We start from the raw sequence: 13,925 nt of genomic DNA on the forward strand, positions 1-13,925 counted from the left end.
CTAAAATTCAAACTATGAAATAATTTTCAAGGGGGAATTTGAATGAAGAACACATCGCAAAAAGCGAGTCATTATTATGCAGTTATATTCACTTCTAATTTATCGAATGATACAACAGATTATAGTACCGTTGCCGAAAAAATGGAGGAACTTGCAAAGCAGCAACCTGGATTTCTAGGTGTAGAAAGTGCACGAGATCATTCAGGACTTGGAATCACAATTTCTTATTGGGAATCACTTGAGGCGATTGACAATTGGAAACAGAACGCCTTACATAAAGAAGCAAAAAAAAGAGGTCGTAAGCAATGGTATGAAAACTTCCACCTACGTATCTGCCTTGTTGAGAAAGAATTTAAGTTTCATAGAGATACATTGTAATTATGAAAAAAAAATTAGCTCTCGTTATTGTTCATGAAATATATGGTGTGAACGACCATATGCATCACGTTATCCACCACTTCACTTCATCCCATATAGATGTATTCTGTCCTAATCTTCTACAAACGCAACACGCATTTCATTATAGTGATGAAGAAAAAGCGTATCAACACTTTGTAAATCATATTGGATTTGATGATGGAAAAGACCAAATTGACGAATTCATCCATACTCTTTCAAGCAATTATACACATATTGGACTTATCGGCTTTAGCGTTGGAGCTACCATCTCATGGCTATGTAGTAACAATCCGAAAATAGATTTTATTATCGGATGTTACGGCTCTCGTATACGCGACTATATTCACATGAAGCCTACATGCGCTACATTGCTTATATTCCCTGAAAAAGAAGCTAGTTTTTCAGTATCCTCTTTAATCCAAACATTGCAGCAACAAAAAAATCCTTTATTAGAAATACAACAACTACACGGTGAACATGGTTTTCTAAATCCGTACACTGAAAAATATAACGTGCACTCTACAAAACAAGCATACAATTTAATAGATTCGTTTCTTGTAAAAACACTCTTATAAAGGAGATTTAAATGACGCTTACATTACTCTTACTTATTTTCATATTCATTGCCTTTTTCTCAGCGCTAACTATTATTTTTGTAACCGTAAAAAAGGGGGAGTTTTCAAAACGTCCCTACTTACAATCTATTATCGTTTCCATTTTATTTTTTGCAAATTGGATCTTATATTTAACATCTTTTTATGGTTTACTTCCCGAGGTAGTTAGCGAGTTCATATTCTTACCCATTTGGTTTTTCCTTTGTATTTTAGGATGTATCGTTTTTTGGCACGAATGGAGAAACAATCGTGTGTTCTCAATATGTATTGGTTTTCTTTCCTTTATTAGTTTTCTATTTGGTTTATTGTTGTTAGTTCTTTCGGGGATGTAATAGAAAAAGGAAGAAAAGCAAACTTTCAACTTTTCTTCCTTTTATGTTTACCTTTAGCTTTCATTGTCACTGATTCACAAGGTGTATAATAAATTTGAGGTGTCGCTCTATCAACAAACATCATAAACGTAATGAAGCCGATAATAAAGAAAATAAACAACGTTAACAAAATTGCTCCTATCGTTAAAAGTATCATAACACCACCCCTATATTTTTCATGTTATTACACTTTTCGCTATTATATGAGCGTAATCCTTTTTAGAAAAAGAAACGTAACAAAATAATCACAATCACTCCTGTTAATACTGTACCTAACAAACTACGAGTATATATCGCTACAAGAAATGTTGGAATTGCTGCGATCAAGTAATCCCACTGCATCGTCTCATGCATAAATAATACTTGGGCTAAAAGTGCTGCTAATATCGCAATTGGTATGTAATTTAACCATTTTAAACCCCAGTCTGGAATTTGTAGTTTGCTAAATACGAGTAGAGGTAAAATACGTGGCACGAGTGTGACAGCTCCTGCTGCTAGTAAAAGTAATAGTACGTCCAATCTCATTTCCATTTTTCAATCACAACTCCAATCGTCGCAGCTAGTAATGTTGCGATAATAACCGCTATACTATCTGGCATAAATAAGTGTGAAACGTATGCGATCATAATCGCTACAATTGCAACAGTAAGATGAATTGCTAGTTTCGGTTTACTACTTATGAGCTGAAGGACAAATAATCCGATAAACATTGCTGGTAATGCATAATCCATCCCGTACGTATGTGGATCTGGTATCCACTCACCAAACAGCCCGCCGATAATAGTAGCAAGAATCCAATTTAAATATGCTGTTACATTTAAGCCCATCATCCACCTGTCGCCTACATATCCTTTTTGCGCTGCACGCTGTACTGCAACGCCGAACGTTTCATCTGTAATTTGAGAACCGATAAATACGTTTTTTAATAGTGGAAGTTTCGTAAAGTATGGTGCAAGGGCAGCACTCATTAGAAGGTGGCGTAAATTAACAAAAAAGACGGTGAAAATAATTGCTGAAGCAGGAGCACCAGCTGCATACATACCAGCTAATATAAATTGGGCAGAACCTGCATAAATTAAAGTGGACATAAATGCAATTTCAATGATGGAGAAACCTGCTGTTTTTGCAATTACACCAGCTGCTATACCAATGCTCAAATAACCAAATACAGTTGGTAAACAATCTTTTACTCCTTGCTGAAATGTATCATCGCTTTGCAAAGCTACATGTGCCTGAGCTTTACTCATCCTTATCATCCTCCATTCCTTCTAAAGTTCGTTTTCCTGTTACGACATGAACTAAATCTATATTTTCACGCCACAACGTATCTAACTTATTAGCTCCAAACTCCTTCGTAATTTCTTCGACCATAATATCGTGCCGCACATACTCTGTAGCAACGAGAACTAGTGCTGGGTCATACGTTGTAACGGCCCATGAAGTGCTATCATTTGAGAAGTTCGCAATTAATACTTCCTCTCCATCACGCGCAATAACAGTTAAATGACCACCCATTCTCTTTTCAACAACGTGGGGCGTCATATAATTATGGTGAAACGTCGCGCCTATTTTTATATTTGGAGCGCCAAATAAGATTGAAAATATATGTACACCTTCCTCTTCCTTTTGATGAAGATATGGCTCAATTTCATGCACTTGATCTTCCCATACAGAAATCCATAACTCTTCCTTCGCCCTATTAATTATATTGCATATTTCTTTTACAACACGATCATTTGAGCGAATATACGAAATTACATCTATTTGTCGCTCTTGTTCTAAACAATTTAATTTCTCATCTAAAAACTCAAAGGACTTCTCAAAGTCTTTTCGCATTCGATTCATTAATTCCGTAGCTGGTACTGGTACATATTTCACCGGTTCTGACGGAACAATATGCACCGCTCCTTTATCCATCAATTTACCGAGTACTTCATAAATCATCGAACGAGGTACCCCTGTTTGTTTACTCACTTCATACCCAGTTACTGGAGAATGTTTTAGTAGTCCAATATACGCTTTACATTCGTACTGAGAAAAACCCAACTTTTGTAATTCCTTTATAATTTCATCCATCGGTAACCCCTCACATTCTATATAACTCTCATCTCAAAACGATGTATGTATATTAGTAGTTATTAGTATACCTACTAATATAAAAAAACAGACCCGTAAAGTCAATTGATAATTCTGAAATTTATACCGAAAATAAAAAGCCTTCTTATGAAAGGCTTTTTATACATATCCTGTTATTTTAACTGCAAAGATTTTGATGTATTTCCCCTTAAATGTTCGCGCAAAGTAGAACCTGTATATTCTTCTCTAAATACACCAACCTTCACAAATAAAGGAATGACTTCACTAAAAAATAGATTTAGTGACTTTGGAGGTCCTCCTGGAATGGCAATAAATCCATCTAACGCTCCGGCCTCAAATCTATCCATAATTTGCTTCGCAACGTCTTGCGGTGTACCAACTGCAACCCAATGTGCGGAGCCAACAACTTCTGGTCGTTCTAGTATTTGTTCAACAGTTGGTTCATTTTTCATAATGAACTTTCGTAATAATTCGGCATGTGTTTTACTGCGAACCGTTTGATCCCGACTTGGCAGCATCTCTTCTGTAACCTTACTTTCCAGCGGAATCCCTCTAGCGTCTAGTCCGAGAACCATTTCAAGTAACGCATATCTCTTCTCTTTTGTGAGATGTTGATGAGCTTGCCTATGCATTTCTAACGCTTCTTCATATGTATCACCGATAAAGAAATATAATCCAGGCAATACACGTATATCATCTTGCTTTCGGCCATGCTGTTCTGCTCTTTTTCTTAAATCTTGACGCAGTTCCATTCCTGATTCTACATCTGGCGTTGCAGCAAAAATTGCATCAGCAACAGAAGCAGCAAAATTCCGGCCTGACTCTGAAGCGCCAGCTTGGAATAATGGCATTTCCCCTGAAATATGTTGCGGAATATTAAGTGGACCTTTCACCTTAAAGTATTGACCATTATGCTCAATTGGCTTTACCATTTCTCTAATAACATCGGGATTATGTGCTTTCAATACTTCATTAGGGTGACTTCCCCAAAGTTTTCTTACTAACGCTGTACATTCTGCCGCTTTCGCGTATCGTTCCTCAGATGATGGCATCCCTTCCTCACCAAAGTTTTCAGCACCGTCAATGGATGTAACAATATTCCACCCTACTCGGCCGTTACTAATCCAGTGTAAAGATTGTAATTGCCTCGCTAATATATATGGTGGATAAAACGAAGTTGATGCAGTCGTAACGACTCCAATTTTTTCTGTTGCATATGCAATAGCCGTAAACAGTAACGTCGGATCTAAAATGACATTTCCCTTATTACGAGCAATTAAATCTGGGTGCGCCACTAAATAATCGGCTTTAAAAACAAAATCTAACTTCGATTTTTCTGCTTGTTTCGCTAGTTCTACTTGCTCATTGATTCCCGAATCAAATATACAATCTTCTTTCTTTCTAGAAATTAAACATAATCCAATACAAAGTTGTTTTTTTGTAGACATACACACCATCCCCTTATTTTTAATTCACTTAGTTAAACAAATATTACTGTCATGATGAAATTCCATTCTTATGAAAATAGATAAAATGATATTGATAATCATTATCATTTTATGATGTAACTGTAATAAAAGCAATATAAAAAAGACTTCCTCTATGGGAAGTCTCCTATCTCAATATTTCATTTGCTTCTTTTTCATAAATTTTATCAAATGAAGTCATAACGCGTTGTGACGCTGAAATCATTTTTTGATCCGTCATAAGATCTGCCATCTCTTTCGTCATATCTACATTTGAATTTTCTAGCATATGGTTTTTTACTAAGCCTGTTCCGTTCGGTAAATCAGCAATATTCCCTTCTGCTAGTGTAAAGCTTTTGTTCTCTCTTTGCATTAGACGTGCATTTGCTTCTGCATCTACTGTTTTTGTTTGCAGGCGGGCAATATTATTTTGTGTTACTTCATCATATAATGTACCATCTGCTTGTACAGCTACCTTTGCTCCTTCAGGAATACGAATACGTTCATTATTCTCTCCCATAACATAAGCGCCAGATGATGTTTGCAGATAACGATCACTATTTATTGTAAAACTACCATCTCTCGTTAAAAACGTTTCATCGTTTTTAGATGTAACGAAAAATGATGTTGTACCGTTTGCACCGTCATCTAAAAAGAAATCTGTAGCACTATTTGTCATTTGTATATTTCCTTGTACTAAGTTCACATGCGTTGCGGCTGGTACTACAGCGTAATCAGTCGAACCGATATTTGTCACAGCCCCATCTCCGCGGCGATATGTGTCTTGTACATCAAATACTTTAGAAGTCATATTTTCTGCTTTAAATCCTGTCGTTTGAGCATTTGCAACGTTATTTGAATGAACATTAATGCGCTGCATGTAATTCATCATACCCATAGAGCCTATATAAAGACCGTTCATATTCGTTTGAATAAGGCAGTTGCCTTATCCTTCACCTCTTTTCTATGATGTTTGCAACATTTGTTTCGCTAAATGTTCAGCTGTAGCGATATGTATATGTTGCTTCACGTCTTGTCCGTCTGTCATTAATACAATTGGAGCCGATGATACTGCTGGAATTTTCAATAATTCACCACTACTTGCTGTTTCATCAAATTTCGTAAATACGATACCATCAATATGAATATCTTTAAAATTCGTAATGATTTCAATCATGTCTTTACTTTTCATCGAAGCTGATAACGTTAAACAAATGTAATCTGGCTCTACTTGTCCCATCGTTTCAATCATTTCTTCTACTGTTTCTGACGCACGATAATTTTTTCCGGCGGTATCAATTAAAATATAATCGACGTGCGCTTCTTCTTTAAAATACGTAAGTGCTCTTGTCATTGCAGCTTCATCACGTACAGCGATTACTTCAAATCCAATTGTCTTGACGTAATCTTGCAGTTGCTGTACTGTTCCAATGCGCGAATGATCTGTCGTAATAAAACCGACCGTTTTTTTCTTACCGTGAAACTGCCATGCCATTTTCGCAAGTGTCGTCGTTTTTCCAACTCCAGTTGGACCGATTAATGCAATTGTTTGCACTTCTTTTTCAAAAACGTTTTCCGTATTGAAATGGGATCTCATATCTTCCAATATATAGCCGATCACTTCTTCTTCTGTAATCATCGTCGCATTCTCAAACTTCACTTTTAACTTTTCAGCATATGCATGAATGAAATATTGTTCTACATCGTTTTGCTCTAGCATACGAATTACTTTTTGAATAATAAACGGTACAGATTCTTGGTTTTCTTTTTTTACAACCACTTCTTCTTTCTTGACCGGAACAACTTTTTTCACAGTTTTTTGCTTTTTTGTTACTTTCGCTACTTTCGTTTCTTCCGTCTGTTTCACAACGACGATACCTTTTTCAAACAGCTTTAATAGTTTCTCTTTCTTTCTTGTCCATTCTTCACTATTTCCTGTTTGCATCGCCGCATATGACATAGAAGTCGTCACGTTTTCTAAATTGTGCAGTACCGATTGAATTCCGTTCGCCTTTACAATTTGTTCTGAAGAATCATTTACAACATCCATTAGTTGTTCATGAAATTGAGCTGTGCCTTCATTCACTTCTTCCTGTTTATCCTCTGGAAAAGCAACTAACATTTCATAATTCTTTTTCCAAAAAAACGGGATATTTCGTTTTACACTTTCATCGACAACGTAATAATAATCTGTACCATATTGGTCAAATAACTTTCGATACAATTCATTTTTCGAAGCTGCTTTTATTCGCATTAACGCTTCTTTCTTTTCTGTACTTTCCATTACTTCACCCCCTACTATTCAATATAGGCAATTTGATCTACAACAATTTCCGGTGCTAATTCGCTAATACAAAGTACTTGCGCTTCTACTTGATAACGCTCAAGAAGTCTTACAATCGCAAATCTGAAATCTTTTCTACGCGTTAATAATACTGGTTCTCTTCCCATTAAACGAGCTTGTTTAAAGACACGCTGTACTTGTTCAACAACACGTGTTTCTAAATCTAAATCCCAGTTTAATAAGTAACCTTGGTATGAATTATTTACAACATCCGCATCTAACTCGATTGAATCTGAGAAGAGCGCCGCATAAATTTTACCGTCAGGATTTTTTGCATTTTCACAAATCACTTTTGAAATACATTCACGGACGAATGACGTTACACCGTCTACATGATTTTGATAAATTTCTTTTCCGTCAATAATACCTTCGATAATAGTTGGTAAATCACGAATAGAAATACCCTCTTTTAGCAATTGTTTAATAACATTTTGAACGAGTGATAAGTCGATTTCTTTCTTCTTAATTTCTTCTAATAAAACACCGTTATCATTTTCAAGCGAGTTAATTAAGTCTTTTACATGTTGACGCTGAATTAACTCATGAAGGTTACGTCTAACGACAACATCTAAATGTGTAATTAATATGCTGAGCGGCTCTAATACTTGATAGCCTTTCATTTGTGCATCTTGTACCATATGCTCTAAAATCCAATATCCATCTTCACCGAAAATCGGATCTTTCGCTGGTTCTGCATCTAAATCGGCCATTACATTCGGTGTTTTCAGTGCTAATAAATAACCTGATTTTAAAACACCTTCAGCTGCCTTCGCACCTTTAATACGAATAATGTAACGTCCGCGTGGTCTAAAACTCGTATTATCTTTAAAGTTAATGCCAGGAACGTTAATACCAAGGTCGGTAATAATCGACTTCCTCATGAGAACAACTTTATCCCGAGCTGTTTCCCCGTTAATTTTCTGCTTTACAAGTGCTGCTAAATCTAAACCGAGTTCTACAATAATTGGATATTTATCTGTAAATACTCCGAATGAATCTTCCACTTGTTGCAGTTGTTCATCTTCGCCTTGAATCATTTCTAATTCTTTTTGAAGCTCGTCTTCTTTTTCTTTCTTTATTCGGTTTTTATTACGAATTCCTAAGAAGACAATTGTTCCACCAACGAGTGCGAATGGTAGAAATGGTAGCGGAGTGAAAATACCCATCGCAATAAATAAACCACCAAGCGCATATACAACAACTTCATGCGCTAATAACTCTTTAAAGATACCTTCAGTTACTGTATCAGATGAACCATCAAATACACGCGTTACGATAATCCCAGTTGAAATCGCAAGCATTAACGAACCGATTTGGTTTACGATTCCGTCACCGACAGTTAACTGTGTATAGTGAATAGCTGCATCAGCAAAACTCATTCCCTGCTGCATCATGCCGACAATTAAACCGAAAATAATGTTTACGAATAAAATGACAATCCCGAAAATAACGTCCCCTTTAATGAACTTTCCGGCACCATCCATCGCTCCGTAAAACTCTGTTTCCATATTTAATTTTTTTCGTTTTGCCTGTGCATCTTTTTCAGTAATGATACGCTGGTTTAAATCCGCATCGATCGACATTTGTTTCCCAGGTAAAGAATCAAGTGTAAAACGAGCTGCAACTTCAGCTGTACGAGATGCACCGTTTGCAACGATAAACTGGAATATGATTAATACTATGAAAATAACGATACCAATTAATAAGTTCCCGCCAATTACAAACTGACCGAACTCTTCAATAACATGCCCCGCATTTCCGTCTGTCAAAATCGCTCGCGTCGTCGATACGTTAATCGATACGCGGAAAATCCCGATTAATAACAACATCGTCGGAAATGACTTTAATTCATCCCACTCGTTAATACTTGTTGCTCGCATATAAATAAGCACTGACATACTTAGTAAAAAAACGATAACGATATCAAGTATAAATGGTGGAAGTGGAATTAAGAGCGCCACTACGAATGACGCTGCTAAAAAGATAGAAAAATAGGTTCTTGCAGAATCTATCTTAAACACAAGAGATCTCCTCCAACCGCGCTATTATACTTCAAGTTCATTCGTTTGAATTAAATAGCGCATAACTTCAATTACAGCTACGTATAAATCTTCTGGAATCGTCTCATCTTCCTCGACTTGATAATATAAAGAACGAGCAAGTGGACGGTTTTCCACCATTGGTATTTCTTGTTCGCGGGCGAGCGTTCGTATATATAATGCAAGCTCATCTTCCCCTTTTGCAACGACAATTGGCGCCGAATCAACTTGTTTATTGTACCGAAGTACGACTGAAATATGAGTCGGATTGTTTACAATAAACGTTGCACCATCCATTTTCTTCGCAATTGTCCCTTGCAAGATGGCATGCATAAAGTTTTTTCGTTTTCCCTTTACTTGCGGGTCCCCTTCATTATCTTTATGCTCTTGTTTTACTTCTTCTTTTTTCATCTTAATATCTTGTTCGTACTCCCATTTTTGATAAATAAAATCAATAATAGAAAGAACGATTAATATAATTAAAATAGCTAAAAAGATAAATTTAATTTGCCTAATAATTTCAGTAAGCGACGCAGTCCAGTTAAATCCAATCATACTCACGATCTTCTCTAAATTCTTTTTAAAGAGAACGTAAGCGACGTAACCAATTAACCCCATATAAAATAGTGATTTCAAAATATCTACTAAACTTTTACGACTAAACAATCTCGTAAAATAATTTTTGGGGTTAATACGTGACGCTTTCGGCTTAATGACTTTAGAAGAAAATAAGAAACCGACTTGAATCATATAATTAAATAAATGAAAAGCGTATACGAGTATTAATATTGGCGCTGATACTTTTAGTAATAAAATCCCCATTAAATAAAAATACTCAGTTGAATCTGTATTTTTTCCAATTTGATCAAACAGTACCGCTACAGAGTTTGCAATCTCAAACCCTAACCAATCTCCAAAAAAGTAAACGACAACTGCCAATACAAGTATGGAAAATAAATTATTTAAATCTTTACTCCGGGCAATATTCCCTTCTTCACGCGATTTCTTACGCTTCTGCGGGGTGGCCTTTTCTGTTTTATTATCCTTTGCCATGCGCGTCCCCCTACTTCGTTAAGAAAAAGTTAAATAGTTTCGTATATTCCTCAAGCAATACGTCCGTCATATTTTTAAACACATAACCGAGCATTGGTACACTCATCGCAATAAACAAAATACCACATGTGATTTTAATGACATACGCATTCATAAAAACGTTTAATTGCGGAGCGTTTTTTGCGATTAAAATTAAAACAAAGTTAATGATGAACAAACTTCCCATAAGCGGAAGAGCAATTTCAACCGCTGATGTTATCGCAAATAATAACGTTGCGAGTAGACTATCTAAAAAACTAGTCGTCAGCAATTTTGAAATCGCCTCTGTATATTGAAACGACTTTAAAATCGTGGCAACGAAATAATTAATGCCGCCAAGTGAAATAAAAATAATGAGAAAGAATATATCAAAAATGGTTGATAGTAAAGTAGACTGTGAACCTGCATTTACATCAAACAAACTTGCTTGTGATAAACCGATATCAAAGTCTAAAAAATGCCCGGCCATTTTCGGAATGTTCCACAGCATTTCTACAATTTTTGAAAGCGATAATCCAATTACAATTTGCGTACCTGCATAAGCTGCTACGTCCCAAGTTGTCTTTATGTGAGAGACATCAACTTGATCGGCCACCGTAATGGAAAGAGCAAGTCCAAATGTAACTTTCGCCATTGCTGGAATGGATCGACCTGAGAAAAACGGTAAAAAATATAAAAATGAAGTAATGCGACAAAACGCAAAAAACGTCGCCGCCCATAATTCCATATTCATTTCATTCCACCTATCTTAGTACGAACGCAATAGCGATGGGATTTTATCAAATAAATCTAAAATAAGCGTCGTTAACTCTTGAAACATCCACGGACCTAAAATGATAATAACGAGTACAATACTCGCCATTTTCGGTAAAAACGTCAGCGTTTGCTCTTGAATTTGCATCATCGCCATAATGACAGCGATGATAATAACGACAATCATACTTACACCGGCAACCGGCATTAAAATCATAACCCCTTTATAAAAAAAGGTTTGAAAAATATCTATAATTGGTGACGTATTCATTTATATGACTCCTATCACATAGCATCAAACGCTTCAGGCGACCGTTTTAAACATAATGTCGACGATTTTTGTATATCCACCTAAATATACGAAAACGAGTATTTTAAATGGTAAACTTAAAATCATCGGCGGTACCATCATCATTCCGAGGTACATTAAAAGTGTACTAATAATCAAATCTATAAATACAAACGCTAAATAAATGAACATCCCTGTTAACAATCCTTTTTGAATTTGCGTTAACGTAAAGGATGGTACGAGCGTAAATAAAGAAAGATCTTTCAAATCTTTCGGCAACTCTTCACCGCGCACTTTCAGCATCATCTTTAAATCATGCTTATACGTATGCTTTGACATATATTCTTTCATAATCGGAGCTGTCGTCTCCGCAGCTTGACTTACTGTTATTTTCTCTTTCGTCATCGGATCCCACACATCGCTCTTCAGTTGCCCAAGTACAGGCTGCATCGTAAAGAGTGATAAAAATAATGCAAGTCCAACGAGCACTTGGTTCGGTGGTAAATTCATTACTCCAAGTCCTTGACGTGTAATCCCAAGAACGATCATAAAATAAGTAAAATGTGTAAATAATAGAACGATAGAAGAAGATAATGATAAAAGGGTAACGAGCGCAAATAGCTGAACGCTTGAATTACTCGTAAACTCTTTTCCATTTTCAAAATTAATAAAACCGTTTTGGGCCGCATACGCTGGATTTACAAAAATAATTGAAAAAACGATAGAAAATACGAAAATAATGGCTAATAATGATAACTGTTTCTTTATTCTCATGATGGATCCTCTACTTTTTTCGTTTCACTCTTCACCGCATCTTCTAGCGCTTGTTGAAACTGATTTCCTGTTCCTGTTAATTGCACAGACTGCACACCGTTATTACTAATAACCGTGAACACTTGCTTGCCATCCACTTCAAATAAAAAGGCGCTCGTTTGATGATTTAAATACACGCCGTCTTTCACTTGAATATGGCCATTTTCACCTTGTTTAAAAAACTGCTGTTTGCGCGTCTTTTTCGTCATATAATATGCACCGTAGCCGAGCGCACCAAACAGTAAAACGACTTGAAATAAGGTCGTCATATACGACATATGACTCCTCCTCTACTCTTTATCTTGCATCTGACTTTGCGCTTTCATAAGCGCAGCTTGCTTCTTGTCAGCTTCAATTTCAGAAATGATAATACCGAACTTCTCGTCCATTACGATCGCTTCCCCAATGCCAACTTTCATATTACTTAAATACACATCTACCTTATGTCCTAAGTTTTTCTCTACTTCCAGAACATCGCCCACTTTTAATTGCTTCACATCACCGAGCGTAATAGATGACTTCCCAAGCTTTACACCAAGTTCAATCGAAATATCCGAAACAGTATCAATATGTGCTTTACCTGTCTCATTTCGCTTTCCTGCAAATTCTTCTAATCCCATTAATGACACAGGAGATACTTCATGCTTCATATGGATCCTCCTACTCTACAAAACTTTTAAATAAGAGCGCCTTACGCGTTCCATCTTTTCCAATAAAACAATTAAATTTATGCTTTCCATCTACATAACCAAGCAATTCATCCGAAACTTTCGTATGAAGCGGAATAATATCTCCCTCTTCAATTTGTTCAATGTCACCCATTGTCATCTTCTGTTCACCAATCGCAACGTGAACAGGTTTAAACACTTGATTTACTTTCACTTCTACTTCAGACGTATACTTTTTACGCTTATCCGAAGAATGTTCGACAATATTTTCAGACGTTAACTTATCCATAATTTCTTCAACAGATAAGAACGGAATACCGATACGAACTGTCGTATTCCAAAAATCAGTTTTCATATTTACGTTCAGTAATGAAATGATATCACTCGCTGTCGTAATCTTTAACGCATTTGGATCTGTCTCTGTCGTTACAAATTTCGGTTTAATCTCTACAACACTTTCAAATGATTGCTCTAAATTTTTGCATAGAAGCGCAAAAATATTATCAAGCGTTAAAAACTCGAACGCCGTCAGTGGTCTACGCATCGTAAAGTTACGCTTACTATCTCCGCCGAGCCAGCACTCATGAATGTAAATAACAAATGCTAAATCAATCTCAATAACAATTTCTCCAAGCTCTGGAAGTCCGAGGTCAATGACGCAATATAAATAGTAATCTTTCGGCATTTTCTCCACATACTCACTCGTAAATGGAACTTGCTCTACTGTCGAAGGCTCTAAGTCAATTGGAATACGCATACGCGCTGACAACGTCTGTGACGTCTGTTTACCAAACGTAGAAGCAATCGCTTGCAAACTACGTAAATGTTCCACACCGAACTTCTCCGGTCTATTAAAATCATACTCTTGAAATTTATCTTGCTTCCCTGCTTCTTGTGCGAAAGCTGGCATTTCCTCGCCTTCATTTACCGCCTTCAGCAGGGCATCAATTTGCTCTTGGCTTAATTTATCGCCGCTCATG

18 protein-coding genes are annotated in these 13,925 nt (G+C 36.3%); 3 read left to right on the plus strand and 15 right to left on the minus strand.

Translation table 11 applies throughout. The annotated features are described in order from the left end of the window. Positions 1 to 42 precede the first annotated feature (42 nt). Genes QEP67_RS19470 through QEP67_RS19480 form a run of 3 tightly spaced genes read left to right on the plus strand, consistent with a single transcriptional unit; the run spans position 43 to position 1,345 of the window. Complete coding sequence (locus QEP67_RS19470; protein WP_000799454.1) at positions 43 to 378, plus strand: antibiotic biosynthesis monooxygenase; 336 nt, start codon at positions 43 to 45, stop codon at positions 376 to 378. 2 nt (positions 379 to 380) lie between these two features. Then, entirely contained in the window at positions 381 to 974 is a 594-nt protein-coding gene (locus QEP67_RS19475; protein WP_000727626.1) for a dienelactone hydrolase family protein, read from the plus strand. Between the two features lie 11 nt (positions 975 to 985). Further along, a complete protein-coding gene (locus QEP67_RS19480; protein WP_000176480.1) occupies positions 986 to 1,345 on the plus strand; it encodes a hypothetical protein in 360 nt (119 codons plus the stop codon). A 25-nt stretch (positions 1,346 to 1,370) separates the two neighbouring features. Here QEP67_RS19480 and QEP67_RS19485 read toward each other — a convergent pair whose 3' ends face one another. The 15 genes from QEP67_RS19485 to fliM form a co-directional block, all read right to left on the minus strand. Beyond that, positions 1,371 to 1,541, minus strand: a complete 171-nt coding sequence (locus QEP67_RS19485; protein ID WP_000602238.1) for a DUF3951 domain-containing protein — start codon at positions 1,539 to 1,541, stop codon at positions 1,371 to 1,373. Between the two features lie 62 nt (positions 1,542 to 1,603). Then, a complete protein-coding gene (locus QEP67_RS19490) occupies positions 1,604 to 1,915 on the minus strand; it encodes an AzlD domain-containing protein (protein WP_000425942.1) in 312 nt (103 codons plus the stop codon). Further along, positions 1,906 to 2,631 (minus strand): AzlC family ABC transporter permease, encoded by a 726-nt coding sequence (locus QEP67_RS19495; RefSeq protein ID WP_000030488.1) that lies wholly within the window; start codon positions 2,629 to 2,631, stop codon positions 1,906 to 1,908. Before QEP67_RS19495 ends, QEP67_RS19490 begins: the two co-directional genes overlap by 10 nt. Then, positions 2,624 to 3,460, minus strand: a complete 837-nt coding sequence (locus QEP67_RS19500; protein WP_000343365.1) for a helix-turn-helix domain-containing protein — start codon at positions 3,458 to 3,460, stop codon at positions 2,624 to 2,626. Before QEP67_RS19500 ends, QEP67_RS19495 begins: the two co-directional genes overlap by 8 nt. 173 nt (positions 3,461 to 3,633) lie before the next feature. After that, positions 3,634 to 4,929 carry an NtaA/DmoA family FMN-dependent monooxygenase gene (locus tag QEP67_RS19505; protein ID WP_000104873.1) on the minus strand — a complete coding sequence of 432 codons (1,296 nt, stop codon included), beginning with the start codon at positions 4,927 to 4,929 and terminating at the stop codon, positions 3,634 to 3,636. A gap of 166 nt (positions 4,930 to 5,095) precedes the next feature. After that, positions 5,096 to 5,869 carry a flagellar hook-basal body complex protein gene (locus tag QEP67_RS19510; RefSeq protein ID WP_001013927.1) on the minus strand — a complete coding sequence of 258 codons (774 nt, stop codon included), beginning with the start codon at positions 5,867 to 5,869 and terminating at the stop codon, positions 5,096 to 5,098. A gap of 42 nt (positions 5,870 to 5,911) precedes the next feature. Further along, complete coding sequence (flhF, locus tag QEP67_RS19515; protein ID WP_000446201.1) at positions 5,912 to 7,231, minus strand: flagellar biosynthesis protein FlhF; 1,320 nt, start codon at positions 7,229 to 7,231, stop codon at positions 5,912 to 5,914. A 14-nt stretch (positions 7,232 to 7,245) separates the two neighbouring features. After that, on the minus strand, positions 7,246 to 9,312 hold the full coding sequence (gene flhA, locus QEP67_RS19520; protein WP_000472555.1) for a flagellar biosynthesis protein FlhA: 2,067 nt from the start codon (positions 9,310 to 9,312) through the stop codon (positions 7,246 to 7,248). A gap of 24 nt (positions 9,313 to 9,336) precedes the next feature. Continuing rightward, positions 9,337 to 10,383 (minus strand): flagellar type III secretion system protein FlhB, encoded by a 1,047-nt coding sequence (locus QEP67_RS19525; RefSeq protein WP_001030093.1) that lies wholly within the window; start codon positions 10,381 to 10,383, stop codon positions 9,337 to 9,339. A gap of 10 nt (positions 10,384 to 10,393) precedes the next feature. Beyond that, positions 10,394 to 11,155 (minus strand): flagellar biosynthetic protein FliR, encoded by a 762-nt coding sequence (locus QEP67_RS19530; RefSeq protein WP_353706380.1) that lies wholly within the window; start codon positions 11,153 to 11,155, stop codon positions 10,394 to 10,396. A 15-nt stretch (positions 11,156 to 11,170) separates the two neighbouring features. After that, positions 11,171 to 11,446, minus strand: a complete 276-nt coding sequence (locus QEP67_RS19535; RefSeq protein ID WP_001098085.1) for a flagellar biosynthetic protein FliQ — start codon at positions 11,444 to 11,446, stop codon at positions 11,171 to 11,173. Positions 11,447 to 11,479: 33 nt separating this feature from the next. After that, positions 11,480 to 12,238, minus strand: coding sequence for a flagellar type III secretion system pore protein FliP (locus QEP67_RS19540; RefSeq protein ID WP_001220577.1), 759 nt, complete (start codon positions 12,236 to 12,238; stop codon positions 11,480 to 11,482). Continuing rightward, complete coding sequence (locus QEP67_RS19545; protein ID WP_000121176.1) at positions 12,235 to 12,555, minus strand: hypothetical protein; 321 nt, start codon at positions 12,553 to 12,555, stop codon at positions 12,235 to 12,237. The genes QEP67_RS19540 and QEP67_RS19545 overlap by 4 nt, the downstream gene beginning before the upstream one ends. A gap of 12 nt (positions 12,556 to 12,567) precedes the next feature. Then, entirely contained in the window at positions 12,568 to 12,927 is a 360-nt protein-coding gene (fliN, locus tag QEP67_RS19550) for a flagellar motor switch protein FliN (protein WP_000680026.1), read from the minus strand. Positions 12,928 to 12,937: 10 nt separating this feature from the next. After that, positions 12,938 to 13,924 carry a flagellar motor switch protein FliM gene (gene fliM, locus QEP67_RS19555; RefSeq protein ID WP_000012191.1) on the minus strand — a complete coding sequence of 329 codons (987 nt, stop codon included), beginning with the start codon at positions 13,922 to 13,924 and terminating at the stop codon, positions 12,938 to 12,940. Position 13,925: the final 1 nt, after the last annotated feature.

The sequence above is a fragment of the Bacillus cereus group sp. MS39 genome (genome assembly GCF_040448665.1).
Taxonomy (GTDB): domain Bacteria; phylum Bacillota; class Bacilli; order Bacillales; family Bacillaceae_G; genus Bacillus_A; species Bacillus_A wiedmannii.